General features: G+C 50.2%; 13 protein-coding genes. 7 read left to right on the forward strand and 6 right to left on the reverse strand.

Annotation, left to right across the window (positions count from 1 at the left end):
* Positions 1 to 207: 207 nt before the first annotated feature.
* The 4 genes from FPG75_RS25105 to FPG75_RS25115 form a co-directional block, all read right to left on the reverse strand.
* Positions 208 to 1377 (reverse strand): efflux RND transporter periplasmic adaptor subunit, encoded by a 1170-nt coding sequence (locus tag FPG75_RS25105; RefSeq protein WP_143310801.1) that lies wholly within the window; start codon positions 1375 to 1377, stop codon positions 208 to 210.
* An 11-nt stretch (positions 1378 to 1388) separates the two neighbouring features.
* Positions 1389 to 2621 (reverse strand): TolC family protein, encoded by a 1233-nt coding sequence (locus tag FPG75_RS26175; RefSeq protein WP_201748010.1) that lies wholly within the window; start codon positions 2619 to 2621, stop codon positions 1389 to 1391.
* Positions 2618 to 5731, reverse strand: coding sequence for an efflux RND transporter permease subunit (locus tag FPG75_RS25110; protein WP_201748011.1), 3114 nt, complete (start codon positions 5729 to 5731; stop codon positions 2618 to 2620). The genes FPG75_RS26175 and FPG75_RS25110 overlap by 4 nt, the downstream gene beginning before the upstream one ends.
* Positions 5732 to 5814: 83 nt before the next feature.
* Positions 5815 to 6129, reverse strand: coding sequence for a DUF6660 family protein (locus FPG75_RS25115; protein ID WP_143310802.1), 315 nt, complete (start codon positions 6127 to 6129; stop codon positions 5815 to 5817).
* Positions 6130 to 6233: 104 nt separating this feature from the next.
* Here FPG75_RS25115 and FPG75_RS25120 point away from each other — a divergent pair, with 104 nt between their 5' ends.
* The 6 genes from FPG75_RS25120 (at position 6234) to FPG75_RS26180 (ending at position 13678) form a co-directional block, all read left to right on the forward strand.
* On the forward strand, positions 6234 to 6929 hold the full coding sequence (locus FPG75_RS25120; RefSeq protein ID WP_143310803.1) for a LytR/AlgR family response regulator transcription factor: 696 nt from the start codon (positions 6234 to 6236) through the stop codon (positions 6927 to 6929).
* Positions 6930 to 7087: 158 nt separating this feature from the next.
* Positions 7088 to 7285, forward strand: coding sequence for a hypothetical protein (locus tag FPG75_RS25125; RefSeq protein WP_143310804.1), 198 nt, complete (start codon positions 7088 to 7090; stop codon positions 7283 to 7285).
* 77 nt (positions 7286 to 7362) lie between these two features.
* Complete coding sequence (locus tag FPG75_RS25130) at positions 7363 to 7557, forward strand: hypothetical protein (RefSeq protein ID WP_143310805.1); 195 nt, start codon at positions 7363 to 7365, stop codon at positions 7555 to 7557.
* A 72-nt stretch (positions 7558 to 7629) separates the two neighbouring features.
* The gene (locus FPG75_RS25135; RefSeq protein ID WP_143310806.1) at positions 7630 to 9822 is read left to right on the forward strand and encodes a hybrid sensor histidine kinase/response regulator; all 2193 of its coding nucleotides are present in this window, start codon (positions 7630 to 7632) and stop codon (positions 9820 to 9822) included.
* 150 nt (positions 9823 to 9972) lie between these two features.
* Positions 9973 to 13344 (forward strand): glycosyltransferase, encoded by a 3372-nt coding sequence (locus FPG75_RS25140; RefSeq protein ID WP_143310807.1) that lies wholly within the window; start codon positions 9973 to 9975, stop codon positions 13342 to 13344.
* A 139-nt stretch (positions 13345 to 13483) separates the two neighbouring features.
* Positions 13484 to 13678, forward strand: a complete 195-nt coding sequence (locus FPG75_RS26180; protein WP_201748012.1) for a hypothetical protein — start codon at positions 13484 to 13486, stop codon at positions 13676 to 13678.
* Positions 13679 to 13966: 288 nt separating this feature from the next.
* On the opposite strand, the gene FPG75_RS25150 is transcribed toward FPG75_RS26180, so the two are convergent.
* Positions 13967 to 15220, reverse strand: a complete 1254-nt coding sequence (locus tag FPG75_RS25150) for a tetratricopeptide repeat protein (RefSeq protein ID WP_143310808.1) — start codon at positions 15218 to 15220, stop codon at positions 13967 to 13969.
* Positions 15221 to 15366: 146 nt separating this feature from the next.
* Positions 15367 to 17925 carry a DNA gyrase subunit A gene (gyrA, locus tag FPG75_RS25155; RefSeq protein ID WP_143310809.1) on the reverse strand — a complete coding sequence of 853 codons (2559 nt, stop codon included), beginning with the start codon at positions 17923 to 17925 and terminating at the stop codon, positions 15367 to 15369.
* 423 nt (positions 17926 to 18348) lie between these two features.
* Between gyrA and FPG75_RS25160 the strand changes: the two genes are divergently transcribed.
* Positions 18349 to 19674, forward strand: a complete 1326-nt coding sequence (locus tag FPG75_RS25160; RefSeq protein WP_143310810.1) for a saccharopine dehydrogenase C-terminal domain-containing protein — start codon at positions 18349 to 18351, stop codon at positions 19672 to 19674.
* Positions 19675 to 19684 lie beyond the last annotated feature (10 nt).

Raw genomic sequence — 19684 nt, forward strand, 5'->3', positions numbered from 1 at the left:
CCCATCCCCGTCCCCGTCCCCGGGCTTACGCCCGGGTCTACCGGGCTATCGCTCCTGCGGAGCTGATGCTAATTATTGCCCCGGCGGGGCGATAATATTGGTAGATGAAATGAATGATCACCATACCCATCGCCCCAGCGGGGCGAAATATTGGTAGCACCAAATGCATGAACACCAGACGTCCGCCCCAGCGGGGCGGAACATTCATCAATGCCCTTCTTCTTCCCCACTGTTCTTCATTTTCGCCAGCAGGTCGTATGCGCCTTTCACCACAATATCATTAGCGGGCGTCTCCTTCAAAAAGTTCACCTCTGTGTAACCTTGTTCTGTATTGCCTTTCAGCACTTCTGTCATGGTGAAATGATGGGTACTGTCGCTGCTGTTGTTCTTCACAAAAACATAGGATTTGTTCTCAAAGTTCACTACTGCCGCTTCGGGCAATGCCTTTACTTTGGCGGCGCCGGTTTCTATCATGGCTTGCAGATAGGTGCCTGGCAGCAGCTGGGTATCTTCCTTGTCCAGGTGGCAATGTACGCGAACAGTGCGCTCCTGGCTGATCTCACGGCCAATGAGGTGCACGGTGGCCGTCCGTTCCCTGGTTTCATTGGCGAGCGTGAAACGTACCTGTTGCCCGATCTTTAATTTAGGAATATCTTTTTCAAAAACCGTCAATTCCGCATGTAAATGTTCGGTATTAACAATGCGAAAAAGGATATCGGCCGGATTCACAAACTGGCCGAGGTTTACATTCACCTGCGTCACATAGCCGCTGATAGGCGCATACACGTTTACCGTCCGCTGGATACCGCCTTTTATCAATTGCGGCAGGTTGATATTCAGCAACCCTAACTTCTGCTGCAAACCATTTTCTTTCACTGTCAGCGATTGATAGGTGGCTTTCGCCTGCTGCAAGGTTTTAAGCGCATTCACATTTTCGCGGGCCAGCTCCTGCTGACGTTCATATTCCGCTTTGGCATATTCGAGCTGACTGCGCACATCCAGGAAATCCTGCTGTAACTGAATGTAGTCGAGGTTTTCGAGGACGGCGATCACCTGTCCTTTCTTCACCGGCATCCCTTGCAGTAAAGTAGTTTGTTTAATAAAACCGCCCATTGGTACAGACACGCTGACCAGCTGCTGTGGCGGCACATCCAGCATGCCATTCACTTTCACGGCGCTGCTGATCTCCCGCTCTTCCGGCTGCCCGAAGGTGATGCCGGCCGTACGGAATTGCAGGGCGCTCAGTTCTACAGTGTTAGGCGCTTCTTCATGATGCGCGGTAACAGGCTTCTCTTTGGCGCCACCGCAGGAAATCAGCGCCAGCAGGCCTCCTGATAGGATAACGGTAACGTATATATGTTTTTTAAGTAGCTGCATAAAACAAGTATTTAAAGTTGACGACCTGCCAGATAAGCGATAAAATATTCGGCTTGTTTGGCATCATGTAATGTTTGAAGATAACCCTGCCGGATGCCCAGCACCTGCTCCAGGTTCAGGAAATGTTCGGCATAGCCGATCTCGCCGCTGCCATAGGCCATGAGCGATTGTTTCAGGATCAGCTCTGCATTGGGCAAAGCGGTAGCGTGATAGTATTCCAGGTTGGCGAGCTGTTTCACATACTGCTGAACGGCTTGCTGGTACTGGCTTTGCAGCTGTATAAGGTTATTATCATAACTCAAGCTCGCTGCCTGTACCTGTTTTTCTTCTGCCTTTACCTTTGCTTTCATCGGGCCCCATACGAGCGGCAACGCCACGCCGATATTAAATCCCTGGAAACGGTTGCTGCCCGTTGCCAGCGGCGTGCCGCTGGCATTCAGCGCAGTACCGATGAGCGACTGGTTAAAATATCCCACTGTAAAATCCGGCAAGATAGCCGTGCTATATACCCTCTTTTGTTTTTGCGAGATAGCGATCTGTTGTTTGAGATATTGTAGATAAGGATTGGAAGATACGGCTGCGGAATCCGCCAGCTGAGCGGGTTTCACGGCAGGTAGCGCTACCTCCGACAATGTGAAGCCCGCCTCGCCGCCGAGCAATGATTGCAGGCGGGCAGCGTATATTTTGTTATCGGCCTCATTTTGTTTGAGGAGATTCCGTACTTCGTTGAGGCGTGCTTCGGCGGCTGTCTTTTCCAGCATGCGGCTCTCTCCCGTGCGGTAGCGCAGGTCGGCGCTTTTGGCGAAGGCTGCAAAGAGGCTGTCCTGGCGCAATAGCAGCTGCCGTTGCTCTTTGAGGAACAGCAATTGCAGGTAGGATTGTTTTACCTGGTATACCAGCTCATTCTGTGTAGTGGCCTTATACCACTGCGCTTTTTCTACCTGCGCTTCGTTGAGCTGCCGTTTGGCGCCGAAGACAGCAGGAAAAGGAATGGCCTGCGTGATGCTGAAATTATTGTCGTTCTTCGCATAGCTGTTGTACTGGCCGTATTGCAACGACACGTCTGTTTTAGGTATCTCAGCGCTGCTGCGTACCAGCTGCCGGTAATAATCTACCTGCGTAGCGGCGGATTGCAGTCCTTTGTTCTGCTGCAAAGCCGTTTGCACAGCGGCTTCCATGGTGAGTATGTTGGATTGCCCCGCTGCTGTAAAAGGCAACAGCAGGCATATGATGATCTTTTTCATTTCTTAAATCCTTTTTCAAAATAGATATATAGGCAGGGCAATACGAGCAGGGTGAGCAAGGTGGAGGTTACCAGGCCACCGATGACCACTGTAGCCAAAGGCCGCTGCACTTCCGCGCCTGCGCTGGTAGCCAGCGCCATGGGCAGGAAGCCCAGCGCCGCCACACAGGCGGTCATGAGCACGGGGCGTAATCGTATAGCCGTTCCCTTTAGTACGATCGTTTCCAGACTGCTGATGCCTTCTTTCTTCAGGCGGTTAAATTCTCCTATCAGTACAATGCCGTTCAGTACCGCCACGCCAAACAGCGCAATGAATCCCACTCCTGCGGAGATGCTGAAAGGCATGCCCCTGACCAGCAGCGCAAACACGCCGCCGATGGCCGCCATCGGGATGGCGGTGAAAATGAGCAGCGATTGTTTTACAGAGCTGAAAGTGAAGTACAGCAGGACGAAGATGAGCAGCAAGGCCACGGGCACGGCCACGGATAAACGCTGATTGGCTTCGCGCAGGTTCTCAAACTGGCCGCCATAACGGATGAAATAACCGGCAGGCAGTTTCAGTTCTTTGCCGATAGTAGCCTCGATCTCCTTCACCACGCTGGCGATATCACGGCCACGAACGTTGAAACCCACGATGATGCGGCGTTTGGCATCTTCGCGCTGTACCTGGTTAGGACCGTTGACCATCGATACCTGCGCCAGCTGTTGCAAGGGCACCTGGTTACCGTCGGGTGCGGTGATATAGAGATTTTGCACATCGCTGAGTTGCTGGCGGCTTTGTTTATCGAGCCGCACCACCAGGCTGAAACGCTTCTCCCCTTCGTATACCAGGCCGGCGCGTTGCCCTGCAAAGGCTGTATTGATGGCCTCATTGATGGTGGCGATATCCAGTCCGTATTGGGCAACCTTGTTGCGGTCGATAGCTACCACGATCTGCGGCAGGCCGCCGATCTGCTCTACATACAGGTCTTTGGCGCCAGGGGTGCGGCTTACGATGCCGCCTACCTTCTGCGCCAGCGATGCCAGCATATCGAGGTCTTCCCCGAATATTTTGATGCCCACATCCTGCCGTACGCCAGAGATCAATTCATTAAAGCGCAGCTGTATCGGTTGAGAGAAGCCGAAATTGACGCCTGGTATGGCTTCCAGCGCCTCCTGCATTTTATTGGCCAGCGCTTCGCGGCTGCCGGCGCTGGTCCATTCCCTGCGTGGCTTTAGCAAAATAGTGAGGTCGCATGATTCCATAGGCATCGGGTCGGTGGGTATCTCGGCAGCGCCGATCTTGCCCACCACTTCTTTTACCTCCGGGAACTGCTTCAGCAGGATATCAGATGCTTTCGTTACTTTGTCTACCGTTTCCGACAAAGAGCTGCCGGTGAGCAGCCTCGTTTCTACTGCAAAGTCTCCTTCTTCCAATGTTGGAATGAACTCGCCGCCCATACGCCCGAACACCACGAGGGCGATCACGAAAAGGGCCACTGCGGAACCCGCCACCAGGGCTTTGGCGCGCAGGGCGCCTTTGATCAGCGGGCTATACAAACGGTGAAAGAAAAGCATGATCTTGTCCGCTATAGTAGTTTTATGGCTGATCTTTTTACTGAGCAATAAAGCAGACATCATCGGCACATAGGTGAGCGACAGGATGAAAGCCCCGAGGATGGCGAATGACACGGTTTGCGCCATGGGCTTGAACATCTTGCCTTCGATGCCGGTGAGCGCGAGGATGGGCAGATAAACGATCAGTATGATGATCTCGCCGAAAGCGGCGGCGCTGCGGATCTTGCGGGCGCTGTCGAATACCTCTTCATCCATCTCGGCCTGCGTAAGCCGCAACAGGCCACCCTGGCGGCTGCCAAGGTGATGCAAGGTGGCCTCTACTATGATCACGGCGCCATCTACGATAAGACCGAAGTCGATCGCGCCGAGGCTCATCAGGTTGCCTGATACGCCAAACAGTTTCATCATGGCTACTGCAAAGAGCATCGACAAAGGTATTACGGAGGCTACGATCAGCCCTGCGCGCATATTGCCGAGGAAGAGCACTAATACAAAGATCACGATGAGCGCACCCTCTACCAGGTTCTTCTCCACCGTGCCAATGGCACGGCCTACGAACTCGCTGCGATCCAGGAAGGGCGTCACTTCCACGCCTTCGGGCAGCGTTTTCCGGATCTGGTCCATCCGCGCCTTGACGGCTTTCACCACTTCGTTGGAGTTCTTGCCTTTGAGCATCATCACAATGCCGCCAACAGCTTCTCCTCCTGCATTACGGGTGAGCGCGCCGTAACGGTTGGCCTGCCCTATCTCTACGGTGGCCACATCGCGGATCAGCACAGGAATGCCGCCGGGCGTGCTTTTCACCACGATCTTCTCTATATCTGCTATACTGCCGATCAATCCTTCACTCCGGATGAAATAAGCATTGGGCTTCTTATCGATGTAAGCGCCGCCAGTGTTTTGATTATTTTTTTCGAGTGCGTTGAATATATTGGTGATGCTGAGATTATAACTCCGCAACTTATCCGGATTCAGGGCCACCACATATTCTTTCAGCAGCCCGCCGAAACTGTTGACCTCCGCAATGCCAGGCGTGCCAAGCAATTGACGCCGCACATACCAATCCTGTATGGTACGCAGCTCGCGGGCATCGTATTTGTTTTCATAGCCTTTGGCCGGATGTACCACATACTGGTAGATCTCTCCCAGGCCGGAAGAAATGGGCGACATCTCCGGCGTGCCAATGCCGCCAGGGATACTGCTCTTCGCTTCTCCCAGCTTTTCATTGACCTGTTGCCGGGCCCAGTAAATATCTACATCATCATGAAAAACGATGGTTACCACCGACAAACCAAAGCGTGATATCGACCTGATCTCTTTCAGCTCGGGAATCAGGGCCATGGTCTGTTCTACGGGAAAGGTAATGAGCCTTTCCACTTCCTGTGCCGCCAGTGAGGGCGACTGTGTAATCACCTGCACCTGGTTATTCGTGATATCAGGTACGGCGTCGATGGGGAGTTTGGCGAGCGACCATATCCCCCAGAGAATGAGTCCTAGCGTGAGTACGCCTATGACGAGTTTATTCCGGATGGAAAAACGAATGATCTTGTCCATGCTGGTAGAGGAGTAATGAAATAAATGATAGCGCTGAGGGTCCGCCAGGGCGGATCATCATCGGAAACGGTCATCAATAATCATTACACCAGTTGAGGGGGCTGCCAAACGTCGGTGGCAGTGCAGGGAAGGGCGTATACGGGGAGATCACAGGAGATGGATATTACCTGTTGACAGATAGCAAGGAAGAGCGTAGCGGAAGCTGGCGTTACCTGCACATTGCAGCAGCTGCAAACGCACAAGGGCGAACAGAAATCCAGTTGCTGCTGGTGGTCGGTATGAGAGCTTACCTGCTCTATGCGGGAACGGGATCTGCTTACAGCCGCATCGGCGTCGTTGCAGGGGATGCACGACAGCAGCACGATGTAGAGGCTTAATATGTAAACAAACCACTTCATACTTACAAATGTAAATCATACTTCTCAAACATGCCCGCACAAAAACTGCATCATAGTTGCGACTGACCTGTTTGTATATTATGATTTGTTGTTAAATTAGCCGCATGAATTGTTTGATCGTAGATGATAATAAGCTGGCACGCACTGCCATGAAGCAATTGGCCAGTCATGTAGACGAGTTGCAGGTGATCGGCGAATGCAGCAGTGCCATGGAAGCCTATAACTTTCTACAGAAGGAAAAGATAGACCTGCTCCTGCTGGATATCGAGATGCCTGGTATGAGCGGCCTTGAGCTGACGCGCAACCTGGGCAAAAAAGCGCCTGTTATCATCTTCACCACTGTAAAAAAAGATTATGCTGTTGAAGCCTTTGAATTAAATGTAGCCGATTATCTCATCAAACCAGTGAGCCCCGCACGTTTCATTCAGGCGATCGACAAAGCCCGCGAGATCTGCGAAAGCGGCAGCCGCGAGCTGCAGGTATCTGATACCGAATTTGTATTCATCCGGGATAACGGCGTCCTGAAGCGCATCCTCACGGAAGATATCCTCTTCCTCGAAGCCATGGGCGACTATGTGAAGCTATATACCCCTCAGAAATTTCACGCGATCCATACCACGCTCAAATCCCTGGAGGAGAAGCTGCCGGCAAGCCGGTTCATGCGTGTACACCGTTCTTATATCGTTGCCCTCGACAAAATTGAATCGATAGAAGACGGGACGATCATCATCCGCAATCATTCCATCCCTATTGCGGATGCGTATAAAGCTGCGCTTACTAATCGGTTGAAGCTATTATAGTGCGGCCCCCTAAGGGCCGCATGTTTATACCCCACCGACAGTTTTCCCTCCTTTACCGACAGCTAATGCCTGTTGAACCATTCCCGGTCCCTATGCTTTAATGGCCTGTGTATCTTTATATTGTCAACGTAATTGATCACAATAAAAAGTTTACAACCATGAAAAAGTTAAGCGTTCTGTTGGCTGCGGCAATGTTGTTAGTAAGTGTGTCATCTTTTGCACAGACAACCAAGCCTGCCAAAAAAGAAACTAAAAAGGAAGCAGCAGATACTACTGCAAAAAAACCAGCGCATCACAAACATCACGCTAAACCAGCTGAAAAGAAAGATGCTGCTGCTGCACCAAAAACCAAATAATTATTTTCGGATTTACGGATTTAGGGATTTACGGATTTATCGTAAATTCCTAAATCTGTAAATCAAAAAATCCCAAAATGAAAACGAAGTGGTCTATTGTTTTCTCCTGCTTCATTGCTTTCATGGTGGGGAGCACTTATCTCTCCCTGTATGAATTAAGCAGCCCCTTTCAGCATCATATGCTGAAAGCCTTACTACTGGTGATCGCCAGCCTCTTTTTCATCACAGGCGCCGTGATTTCCTATACCCGGATGGACAACCATGCAGAATAACATCCTCTGCCCCGTATAATGATATTGTTGTAACTTGAACCGGCTTTCCTGTATCAGCGTATATAAACTGTCATGCAGCCAAAAAGAATCAAATATTATCTCCTGGGCCTGTTCATCACAGGCATGATACTATTTATTGTGCTGCAGTTTAACTCCGCAAAAAATATCCGCAAACTTATTTCCGGCAACGAACAGCTCCTGCAGGAACTCAATGTGAAGAACGAGTTACAGAAGCTGCAAACCAGCATGGCCAAAACCGACAGCAAAGTACGCGGCACCGTGATATCGCAGGACACCATGCACATCACCGGCATCGAAGCCGAGATCGCTGTGATCAAAGCCGATCTCAAAGAGATCAACAAGATCGTAAAAAACGACAGCACCGAAAAGCTGCTCACCCAGTTGAATTACCTGGTAGATGAAAAGAACAGCTTCAACGTACAGGTACTCGACACCCTCTACAGCAAAGGTAAATGGGCCGCTGAAAGGCTGATCAACAACCAGAAAGGCAAACGCCTGGGAGAAGCCATCACGGCTATTCTCCATCAACTCGACTCCACCCGGCAAACAGAAGTGAACCGCACCACGCATCTCATCGATACCAGCGGACAAAAAGCTCAGAGCTGGGGCACCGTGCTCGTATTCTTTGCCTGCCTCACCAGTTTGTTGGCATTCCTCTATATCACCAGCCGCATTCACCGGCAGGAACAACTCATCGAAGCGCTCGACGAATCACAGAAGAAAGAAAAGAAACTCGCCGCCGTGAAAGACCAGTTCCTGGCGAATATGAGCCATGAGATCCGCACCCCCATGAACGCCGTGCTGGGCTTCACACACCTGCTACAGGCACAACCCCTCAACGAAAAGTCAAAAGAATATGTCAGCGCCATCGAAGGCGCCGGGCAAAACCTGCTGGAGATCATCAATGATATCCTCGACATCTCCAAGATAGAATCCGGCATGATGCGCATCGAAGGCACCGCCTTCAGCCTGCGCGGCGTGCTGCACTCCGTATATACGCTCTTCCGCCCCAAAGCAGAAGAAAAGCGCCTCGCCCTGCATGTTACGGCCGATGAAACAATGCCCGATATTTTATATGGAGACGTTACCCGCCTCACACAGGTGCTGGTGAACCTCACGAGCAATGCTATCAAATTCACCGCCGAGGGAGAAGTATCGCTGCATGTAACCAAAAGCTGGCAGGAAGACCATGCGGTACGTTTACTCTTCACCGTTAGTGATACCGGCATCGGCATCGATGCGGCCAAACAGGCTACGATCTTCGACCGCTTCCACCAGGCGGAAGCCTCCACCACCCGCAAATACGGCGGCACCGGCCTCGGACTCACCATCGTGAAACAACTGGTGGAACTGCAAAACGGATTCATCTCCGTTGAAAGCAAACCCGGCGAAGGCGCCACTTTCAAAGTGGAACTGCCCTATACCATCAGCGACCTGCTGCCGGAGAATGTGAGCGAGGATGTCGAAAATGAGCCACTGTCGCTGCATCCGGACGTAAGACTGTTAGTAGCAGAAGACAACCGCCTGAACCAGCACCTGCTCCGCCACCTGCTCAACACCTGGCAACTGCAATATAAACTGGTCAATAATGGCCGCGAAGCGCTCCAGGCTCTCGAGAAAAATAATTTCGACCTCGTACTCATGGATATCCAGATGCCGGAAATGGACGGCTATACCACCGTGCAAAAGCTGCGCACGGAAATGCATTCCAATATCCCCGTCATCGCCATGACCGCCCACGCTATGGCCGGAGAACGTGAAAAATGCCTGCAGATGGGCATGAACGAATATATCTCCAAACCTATACAGGAACAGGAACTCTATCGCATGATACAGGTGTTCACCGGCAAACTGCCCGGCAAAGATATCTCACTCATCAATCATCAGCATCACGAAAACGGCACGCACCTCGTGAGCATGCAGTACCTCCGCGATCTCTCCAAAGGCGATAAACAATTCGAGCATACCATGCTCGAACAGTTCATCTCCCAATTACCGGAAGATCTCACCGCCCTCAAAAAGGCCATCAGCGCAGATGATATCGCCGGCATCCGCGAAACCGCACATAACCTCAAAACAACGGTGTCTTTCATCGGACTGGAATCCCATCTCTACCCTATCCTCGAAGAGCTGGAACAACTCCATGAAAATAACTATCACGCAGCCATTGTGAAAGATCATTTCGAAACGCTGAAACAGCTGTCGCTACAGGCTGTACAAGAAGCTATGAGCCTCATGCTGTAAGCGGCAGGGCAATGTGATAAGGAACTGCGTAATAAACGCCCATCCACCCCATCTCACCGACTAACTCCGCCTGTACATCGACAAGAACCTTCGCGCCGCTTTATTCGTATCTACCTTTGTATCAGATCAAGTAAAAAAATAACCGGACATATGACTAACGGCAAACAAGTATTCCAAACCGCTTCCCCGCTCCGCTGGCGCACCTTCCTGTGGGTTACCCGCCTGGTACTCGTGCTGCTGGTGCTCATGGGCGGTATCGTGTGGCTGGCGCTCCGCAACAATTATACCCCTGGCCTTCCCTCTTTGCAGGGCGAAAGCACCAGCTACAAGAAACTGGCCCACCCCCTCCGGCCTACCGCGCTGTCAAAGAAAGAAGCCGGCACCTATAAAGGATTTGAGGACATACTGGAATACAAGAACCGCAAAGCCGGCATGAATGCCATGGTCAACGGCGATTCCATCAAAACCATCCGCGCAGGCTTTTATGTCGACTGGGATCCGCAATCATTCTACTCCTTACAGACTAACATCGACAAGATGAATACGGTAGTACCGGAATGGTTCTTTATCGATCCCGCTACCGATACCCTGCGCCCCGAAATTGATACCGCCGCCCTGCAACTGATGCAGCAACACCATGTAGCCATTCTGCCGCTGGTGAACAATATCAACCCCGATAAAGATAATGGCGATTTTGAAAGCGGCATCCTGCGCCGTATCCTCGACAACACCAATAAACGGGAACGCCTCATCAATGACATCCTCAAATACCTGCACCAGTATCACCTGCAAGGTATCAACATAGATTTTGAAGAATTTGACGGGAAGACAGACGCCTCGCTGGTGGCCTTTCAGCGGGAACTCTATACACGCCTGCACAAAGAAGGGCTGCTCGTAACGCAGGATGTGGTGCCCAACAATACCGACTACGATCTGCGCCAGCTCTCTCAATACAATGATTATATCTTCCTGATGGGATACGATCAGCACTTCACTACCAGTGTAGCCGGTCCCGTTAGTGAAGAGAGATGGATAGAAAAGATACTGGACGAAGCCGCACACAAGATGCCCGCTAACAAGATCGTGCTGTGCATCGCCGGCTACGGCTACGATTGGCCTGAGCAGGGTGAAGGCGTCACCGTTACCTACCAGGAAGCATTGTCGCTTGCCAACCGCTATCACGCAAAGGTGCAGTTCGACAGCGACACCTACAACTGTCACTTTGATTATACGGATGACGGCGGCGTTCTTCACCATGTTCAGTTCATGGATGCCGCAGGCAATTTCAACACGCTCCGCTTCGCAGATGAATATGGCGCAGCAGGCACCGCACTGTGGCGCCTCGGCTCTGAAGACGCCCGCCTGTGGCGCTTCTACTACCGTCGGCTCGACAATGCCGCCCTGCAACGCCTGCCCTTCAACTTCAATAATCTCTCCGGCATCCAGGCATCCAGCGCCAAGCCCGACTATATCGGCGATGGCGAGATACTGGATGTGATCAACACCCCGCAGGATGGTATCATCCACATCCAGCCGGATACTGCCAACAACATCATCGAGGCGCAGGACTATCAACAACTGCCTACCGGCTACGTGATCAGAAGATCCGGGCAGGTAAAGAAACAGGTCATCCTCACTTTCGATGATGGCCCCGATGCAACCTACACCCCGCAGATACTGAAGATACTGCAACAAGAAAAGGTGCCTGCCGCATTCTTCATCGTAGGTATCAACGCAGAAAACAACCTGCCACTGCTGAAGAAGATATACGCCAGCGGCCACGAGATCGGCAACCACACATTCACGCATCCGAACATCGCGGCCATCAGCCCGGAACGCGCCAATACCGAGATCAATGCCACCAGGCTGCTGATAGAAGCTACCACCGGCCGTAGCACGGTGCTGTTCCGTGCGCCCTACAACGCCGATGCCGAGCCTACTACACCGGAAGAACTCAAACCCATTGCGCTCAGCAAACAAAATAATTACTATACTATCGGGGAAAGTATTGATCCGGAAGACTGGGAACCCGGCGTTGAGGCCGACACCATCTATCAGCGCGTAGTGGATCAATATGAAGCCAATCCGGAAAAAGGTATCATCCTGCTGCATGATGCCGGTGGCGACAGAAGCGCTACTGTAGCGGCTTTACCGCGCATCATACACTACTTCAAATCAAAAGGCGTAGCCTTCACCACCGTGGCGGATCTGCTTCACAAAAAACGTGATGAAGTAATGCCGCCCGTACACAACAGCATGATCGCGATGAACGGTACTGTGGCCGTCGTCTTCTTCTGGCTGGGCCGTTTCCTGCAAGCCGCCTTCTGGCTTGCGATCATACTTGGCCTCACGAAAATATTGCTCATGCTGATACTGGCCGTCATACAGTATATCAGGGAGAAAAGACATGCTAACGGTACCGCCTCAACGAAACAACCGGGCGTATCGATCATCGTACCGGCCTACAACGAATCCGTCAATGCCGTAAAAACATTGCATAACCTGCTGCAACAACAATATCCCCTGTTTGAGATCATCTTTGTAGATGATGGATCAAAAGATGATACTTATGCGTTAGTGCACAAGGATTTCGGTCAGCATCCCTTGGTGAAGGTGCTCACCAAACCCAATGGTGGCAAGGCCAGCGCGCTCAACTTCGGTATTGCGCAAGCACAATACGACTACGTTGTTTGTATCGATGCCGATACACAACTTTATGCCGACGCCGTTGCACAGCTCATGAAAAAATTCCAGTCTGATAAAGTAGGCGCCGTTGCCGGCAATGTGAAAGTAGGGAATGAAACTACCCTGCTGGCCAGGTGGCAATCTATTGAATATATCACGGCACAGAACTTCGACCGCCGCGCACTCGACCTTGTGAATGGTATCACCGTGGTACCCGGCGCTATCGGGGCTTTCAGCAAACAGGCGATCAATGAGGCGGGTGGCTTCACCACGGACACGCTCGCAGAAGACTGCGACCTCACCATCCGCATCCTGAGAGCCGGCTATATTGTACGTAACTGCACGGAAGCCGTGGCCATGACCGAGGCGCCTGAAACGATGCAACAGTTCATGAAACAGCGTTTCCGCTGGAGCTATGGTATCATGCAGAGCTGCCGTAAAAATATTGATGCCTGCTTCAATCCTGCCTATAAAGCATTAGGATTGATATCCTTGCCTAACATCGTGATCTTCCAGGTATTGTTGCCAATACTGGCCCCACTCGCCGATCTGATGCTGATATGGAGCCTTATCTGGAACCGCCACGATCCCGCAGGCATGCACAAGATACTGTTCTTCTATATCCTGTTCATGGTAGTAGACCTGCTGGTGGCCACTGTAGCTTTTCTCTTTGAAAAAGCGCCGCTGTCAAAGCTCGTATGGATGATTCCTCAGAAGCTGGTTTACCGTCAGCTGATGTATGTGGTATTGTTCCGTTCTATACGCAGGGCTATTCAAGGAAACGCACAAGGATGGGGCGTTTTGAAGCGTACGGGTAATGTGCAGGCTATCAAATGACCGTCCGATTTCCCTTGTTCAACGACAGTAATACCCTGTTCATCGAAACCTGGGAATCAAACGTCGATACTGCCTGTAAATTTACCTCACGAACTCTGAAACATTTTTTATTTATCTATCATTCTAAAAGACAAACATCATGAAAAAAAGCCTGATCGCCGCTGTAGCAGTAGTACTGTTTTCTGCTACTTCTTTTGCACAAGCTCCTGCTGCTAAACCTGCAAAAAAAGAAAAAGCAAAAACTGAAGCTGCAAAACCTGCTGCTGACACAACTAAAAAAGCTCCTGCTAAGAAAGCTGCTAAAGCTGAAAAGCCTGCTAAAAAAGCTGCTTAATCCCAGCTATACAGCGTTTGAGTTAATGTTCCGTCCAGGCTTGCGTCTGGACGGAATTTTGCGCGAAGTTGTGCTCAGGATTATAATGATTGGTTACCAGGATTTTTTACAGGATTAATAAAGATTAAAAAGGATTCGCGAAGATCGATTCGAATTGATCTTCGCGAATCCTTTTTTTACAATCTGTAAAAATCCTGTAATCTTCAATCATTATAATCCTGAGCCAAGACAACCTTCGCGATAAAGCCCCGCTACAGCGGGGGGCGTTCCTATTCTTGAGGGTGCAGCTTATTTCAGTGCATCCAGTTTCTTTTTAACTTCTTCTACTTTAGCGGTCTGGTTCTTGATCGCGTAGATTTTTTGCAGTGCATACAAGCAGCTTTCGTAAGTCTGTTTGTCGCCGGCATCCAGGCTGCTGCCTTTGGAAGAGAAGCCTGCATCAGCTTTTTCGAAGAAAGGTAATGCCTGGTTCATCAGGCCTTCTACTTTACCTTGCAGTTCTTTTGCTTTAGGAGACGTTTGCTGTTTGCTATCGAGGCTGTTGAGTTCTTTGTTGAATACAACCGCTTTGTTGAAGTACAGTGCACCCAGCTGGAAGTTAGCGGTAGCATCGGCCGGATTCAGTTCCAGTACTTTTTTGTAAGCGCCTTCTGCTTTGCCGATCAGCTCTTCGTAGTTAGCTGGTTTCGGTGCGTCGTTGCCTTTTTCATCGCGGGGATTGGCGAGATTGTCTACACGGATGGCGTAGTCGAGCAGTGCAGCTTCATCTTTGGGATTTTCAGCGATCTTTTTCTCGAGCATGCCCATCAACTCAGCAGTTTTGCCGGTTTTGGTGTAGTACACCATTTCCATATCGTTGAAGCGTTTATCCTTAGGGAATAATGCTTTACCTTGTTCGATGGCTTTTAACCAACCAGCCTGGTCGCCTTTTTCTTCATACAGCTGGCCGAGGATCACGTACAGTGCAGGCTCAGCTTTGAATTGCAGGTCAGCCGCTTTTTTCAGGTAAGTGAAAGCATCTGCTTTCTGGTTAGCCTGGTTAGCTGCGTAGCCGGTGTAGAAGGTCAGGGCAGTATCAGTAGGGATGCTGCCACCGAGGTTTTTGCTGTTGTAGAAATCGGCTACTTCAAAAGCTTTTTTGAAGTTGAGGAGAGAAGAATCCCATTTCTGCTCGTTGAGATTGGCGTAACCTGCGTTGGCAACAGTGGCATACACGTTGAACATAGGTCCGTTCAGTTCCAGGGCGGCAGTTTTCTGGTTAGGTTCAATTTCCAGTGATTTTTTAAAAGCGTTGAATGCTTCTACAGCCAGAGCAGGGTTTTTGGTTTTGGTGCCCATTGCTTCCAGTACTTTACCATCCACCATCCATGTTTTGGCGTCGTTTTTGGTTTTGTCGTTCTGCAAAGCGGCATCAATATCTGCTTTGGCCTTCTCCAGATCTTGCTTTTTCAGGTTTTCCTCTGCACTGCTCACTTTTGCTTTCTGTGCCATCACAGATACAGCAGAAGAACATAAAAGAACAGATACCAATAATTTTTTCATGTTGTCTGTGTTTTTTTTGCTGATTACTTTAAGAGTATGGTGTGAATACAATATGCAATACAACCAGAGATATAGTTACCACTAAGAGCTGATCATATTTATTTTTTATTGGCCGGACGAGCATGGCTCATCCGGCCAAAGTTGCACTATTCTTCAGTTACAGGCTCTTCACCGTTAGCGTCGGCAGTGATGTCCGGGGTGTTGGTTTCACCTTCCGGCAACGCGTCGGTGGTCTCTTCCTCCTGTTCATCCAGGCGGGCTACAGCTGCAATCTCATCGTTATCATCCAGGCGGATCAGGCGTACGCCTTGTGTGGCGCGGCCAGCTTCGCGGATATCGGCTACCGCCATACGGATGGTGATACCGGATTTGCAGGTAATCATCAGGTCATGCTTCTCTGTTACATCGAGGATGGCGATCAGGTTACCTGTTTTTTCAGTGATATTGATGGTCTTCACCCCTTTACCACCTCTGTTGGTGATGCGGTATTCCTCGATATTGGTACGCTTTCCGTAACCTTTCTCAGACACCACCAGCACCGTTCTAGACGCATCGTCCTTGTCAACACAAATCATACCAACTACCTCGTCCTTGTCGTTGTCCACCTCGATGCCTCTCACGCCGATGGCGCCGCGGCCGGTGTCACGTACGGTTACTTCCGGGAAACGGATCGCACGGCCACTCTGAATGGCCATCATGATCTGGCTGTCGCCGGTAGTGAGCTTGGCTTCCAGCAGCTGGTCGCCTTCGTTGATGGTAATAGCGTTCACACCATTCTGACGTGGACGGGAGAACTCTTCCAGCAGGGTTTTTTTGATGATACCGTTCTTGGTACAGAGTACAATATAGTGGTTATTGATGAAATCTTTATCACCCAGGTCTTTGATGTCGATGATCGCACGGATCTTATCGTCGGTCGGCAGCTGGATCATGTTCTGGATCGCACGGCCTTTACCGTTCTTCTCACCTTCAGGGATCTCATATACTTTCAGCCAATAGCAGCGTCCTTTTTCTGTGAAGAACAGCATGGTGTGGTGCGTAGAGGCCACGAACAGGTGCTCGATGAAATCTTCATCACGTGTTCTGCCGCCGATGGCGCCACGGCCGCCGCGCTTCTGCTGGCGGTAGTCGAACGCAGAAGTACGTTTGATATATCCCAAATGTGAAATGGTGATCACCACATCTTCTTCGGCAATGATATCTTCAATCCTCATCTCACTGGCGAGGTATTGAATTTCGGTTTTACGTTCGTCGCCGAATTTCTTCTTCACATCTTCCAGCTCTTCCTTGATGATCTTCATACGAAGGGATTCATCATTGAGCACGTCTTTCAGGTAAGCGATCAGTTTCATCACATCCTCATATTCCGCGCGGATCTTGTCGCGCTCCATGCCTGTTAAACGTTGCAAACGCAGTTCCAGTATGGCTTTGGATTGTATCTCCGATAATCCGAAGCTGCTCATCAAACCATCTTTCGCTTCTTCCGGCGTGGCGGCGGCGCGGATCAATGCGATCACCTCATCCAGGTGATCCAGCGCGATCAGGTAGCCTTGCAGGATGTGCGCTTTCTCTTCCGCTTTGCGCAGATCGAAGCGTGTTCTTCTCACTACCACTTCATGACGGAAGTCGATAAATTCTGCGATGATATCTCTCAGGTTCAGGATGCGTGGACGACCTTTCACCAGCGCCACGTTGTTGATACCGAAAGATGTTTGCAGTTCGGAGTATTTGTATAACTGGTTGATGATAACGTTGGGGATCGCCTCACGTTTCAGGTCTATCACAAGGCGCATACCTTCGCGGTCGCTCTCGTCGCGTACATCGGAGATGCCTTCGATGATCTTGTCGTTCACCAGCTGTGCAATTTTCTGGTGCAGCATGGCTTTGTTGATCTGGTAAGGCAGCTCATAAATCACGAGTCTTTCACGGCCTGCTTTAGAGATTTCTGAAGTGATCTTGCCACGTACCACTACCCTTCCGCGGCCGGTTTCAAAGCCTTGTTTCACGCCGTCGAAACCATAGATGATGCCACCTGTAGGGAAATCGGGCGCTTTCACGTGTTTGATCAGTTCCTCTACAGTGATCTCTCTGTTGTCGATGTAGGCGATACAGCCATCCACCACTTCGGTGAGGTTGTGGGGCATGATGTTGGTGGCCATACCTACTGCGATACCGGAGGCGCCATTGACAAGCAGGTGCGGAATACGTGTAGGCAATACCGTAGGTTCTTCCAGGGTATCGTCGAAGTTGAGGGAGAAATCCACTGTTTCTTTTTCAATGTCTTCCAGCATGGCTTCTGCCATACGTTGCAAACGGACCTCGGTATAACGCATCGCTGCGGGCATGTCGCCATCTACCGAACCGAAGTTACCCTGGCCATCTACCAGCATGTAGCGAAGGCTCCAGGGCTGCGCCATACGTACGATGGTATCGTAGATAGAAGCATCGCCATGCGGGTGATACTTACCCATTACGTCACCCACCACACGGGCAGACTTCTTGTAAGGTTTGTTACTGTGGTTACCCAATTCATTCATACCGAAAAGGACCCTGCGGTGTACGGGTTTCAAACCGTCTCTCACATCAGGCAGCGCACGGCCTACGATCACCGACATCGAGTAGTCGATGTATGCCGTTTTCATCTGCTCCTCGATATTAATCTGGATAATTTTCCCTTCCTGCTGATTTTCCGTATGCTCTGTCATTTAGTGTTGATTTACAGATTTTTCTGCTGAAAACAAATAAAGGCAAATATAGCCATTTCAGGCCTTATTACAGCCTAAAAATCAATAAATGTGAATAAAATTGATCATAGTGAATAAGGGTTATATAGCAGGATCGTTATATGATTAAATAGCGCTATGGCATACAACCATTTACCGGCATTCAGCGTTATTAATACAAATGCCGTAATTTTACTTTTTATTTGATATGTCTCTTTTTGAAGATATATAAGAAATAAAATATTGGCAAACTATTTGTTTCTAACCCTATGATAATCAATACATCGAATCAACGGAAAACATTAATTCTTTCAGGATCAAATCCAAACTAGCAGGCAGATTCGAACATAAGTGTCAAAATTGCTGTTATTCCCCTGATTCTTAACCACTTTTCTAAAAAGAACTATGAGAAACATTTTGTTGTTTGGTGCAGGTAAATCCGCGACCAGTCTTATAGATTACCTGCTGACGAATGCTCCCCGGCAGAAGTGGCACATCACGGTGGCGGACCATGATCTCATGCTTATCAAATCAAAAACAGGTAAATCTTATTACGCAACCCCGGTGGAACTGGATATCAAAAACCAGGCAGCCCGCCAGCAACTCATCCAGGAAACAGACCTCGTTATCTCATTACTCCCGGCAGCCCTGCATATCACTGTAGCCAAGGACTGCCTGCATTTCGGCAAACACCTCCTCACCGCTTCCTACATCGATCCCGAAGTACGCAAGCTGGAAAAAGATATTGAAAAAGCCGGCCTCCTTTTCATGTATGAAATGGGCCTCGATCCCGGCATCGATCATATGTCCGCCATGAAACTCATCCACTCCATCGAGAAGAAAGGCGGCCAGATATTTTCCTTCAAATCTTACTGTGGCGGGCTCATTTCGCCCGATAGCAACGATAATCCTTGGCAATATAAAATATCCTGGAATGCCCGCAACATCGTGCTGGCAGGCAGTTCCGGCGCTACCTACAAAGAAAAAGGAAAGGTGAAGGAACTCAGTTACGAACAACTGTTCGATCACTCCAAAACCATACAGGTACCCGGCCTCGGCAAACTGGCCTACTACCCCAACCGCGATTCACTCGCCTATATGGATGCCTATAAACTCCAGGATATTGCTACCTTTATGCGGGCCACCCTGCGCTTCCCCGACTTCTGCGAAGGCTGGAACGCACTGGTGAAGCTGGGCCTGACAGATGATCATCACAAAATACAAACGGATCATCTCTCCTATTTCAAATGGGCCTCGCAACATATCAAAGGCGATAAACAAGCCCCGCATGATGAAGCCATCGCCCACCACCTCGGCGTGAGCAGCAAGTCGAAAGTGATCCGCCAACTCAAGTTCTTGGGACTGCTCAACGGCGATACCATTAACCTCGGCGAACAAACCAATGCCAGCGTATTGCAGCACATCGTGGAAGATAAACTGCGCATGGAGCCTTCAGACAAAGACATGATCGTGATGATGCACGAGATAGAGTTCGAACGCCGCAACATGGCCACCCGCATGCATGCTTACATGATCACGCAAGGGGAAGACAATGTGCGCACCGCGATGGCCAAAACAGTAGGCCTGCCACTGGGCATCATGGCCAAACTGATCATGCAGGAAAAAATAACATTGAAAGGATTGCAGATACCAGTATTACCGGAGATCTATAACCCGGTGCTGAAGGAACTGGAAGAATTTGATATCAGGTTCGAGGAGAGTTTCGAATAAAGAAATGTTT

This window comes from Chitinophaga vietnamensis, from assembly GCF_902167635.1.
Classification (GTDB): domain Bacteria; phylum Bacteroidota; class Bacteroidia; order Chitinophagales; family Chitinophagaceae; genus Chitinophaga; species Chitinophaga vietnamensis.

Bases quoted from the DNA above. Each gene is read 5' to 3' on its own strand.
- FPG75_RS25105 (WP_143310801.1), bottom strand. From the start codon at position 1,377: ATGCAGCTACTTAAAAAACATATATACGTTACCGTTATCCTATCAGGA.
- FPG75_RS26175 (WP_201748010.1), bottom strand. From the start codon at position 2,621: ATGAAAAAGATCATCATATGCCTGCTGTTGCCTTTTACAGCAGCGGGG.
- FPG75_RS25110 (WP_201748011.1), bottom strand. From the start codon at position 5,731: ATGGACAAGATCATTCGTTTTTCCATCCGGAATAAACTCGTCATAGGC.
- FPG75_RS25115 (WP_143310802.1), bottom strand. From the start codon at position 6,129: ATGAAGTGGTTTGTTTACATATTAAGCCTCTACATCGTGCTGCTGTCG.
- FPG75_RS25120 (WP_143310803.1), top strand. From the start codon at position 6,234: ATGAATTGTTTGATCGTAGATGATAATAAGCTGGCACGCACTGCCATG.
- FPG75_RS25125 (WP_143310804.1), top strand. From the start codon at position 7,088: ATGAAAAAGTTAAGCGTTCTGTTGGCTGCGGCAATGTTGTTAGTAAGT.
- FPG75_RS25130 (WP_143310805.1), top strand. From the start codon at position 7,363: ATGAAAACGAAGTGGTCTATTGTTTTCTCCTGCTTCATTGCTTTCATG.
- FPG75_RS25135 (WP_143310806.1), top strand. From the start codon at position 7,630: ATGCAGCCAAAAAGAATCAAATATTATCTCCTGGGCCTGTTCATCACA.
- FPG75_RS25140 (WP_143310807.1), top strand. From the start codon at position 9,973: ATGACTAACGGCAAACAAGTATTCCAAACCGCTTCCCCGCTCCGCTGG.
- FPG75_RS26180 (WP_201748012.1), top strand. From the start codon at position 13,484: ATGAAAAAAAGCCTGATCGCCGCTGTAGCAGTAGTACTGTTTTCTGCT.
- FPG75_RS25150 (WP_143310808.1), bottom strand. From the start codon at position 15,220: ATGAAAAAATTATTGGTATCTGTTCTTTTATGTTCTTCTGCTGTATCT.
- gyrA (WP_143310809.1), bottom strand. From the start codon at position 17,925: ATGACAGAGCATACGGAAAATCAGCAGGAAGGGAAAATTATCCAGATT.
- FPG75_RS25160 (WP_143310810.1), top strand. From the start codon at position 18,349: ATGAGAAACATTTTGTTGTTTGGTGCAGGTAAATCCGCGACCAGTCTT.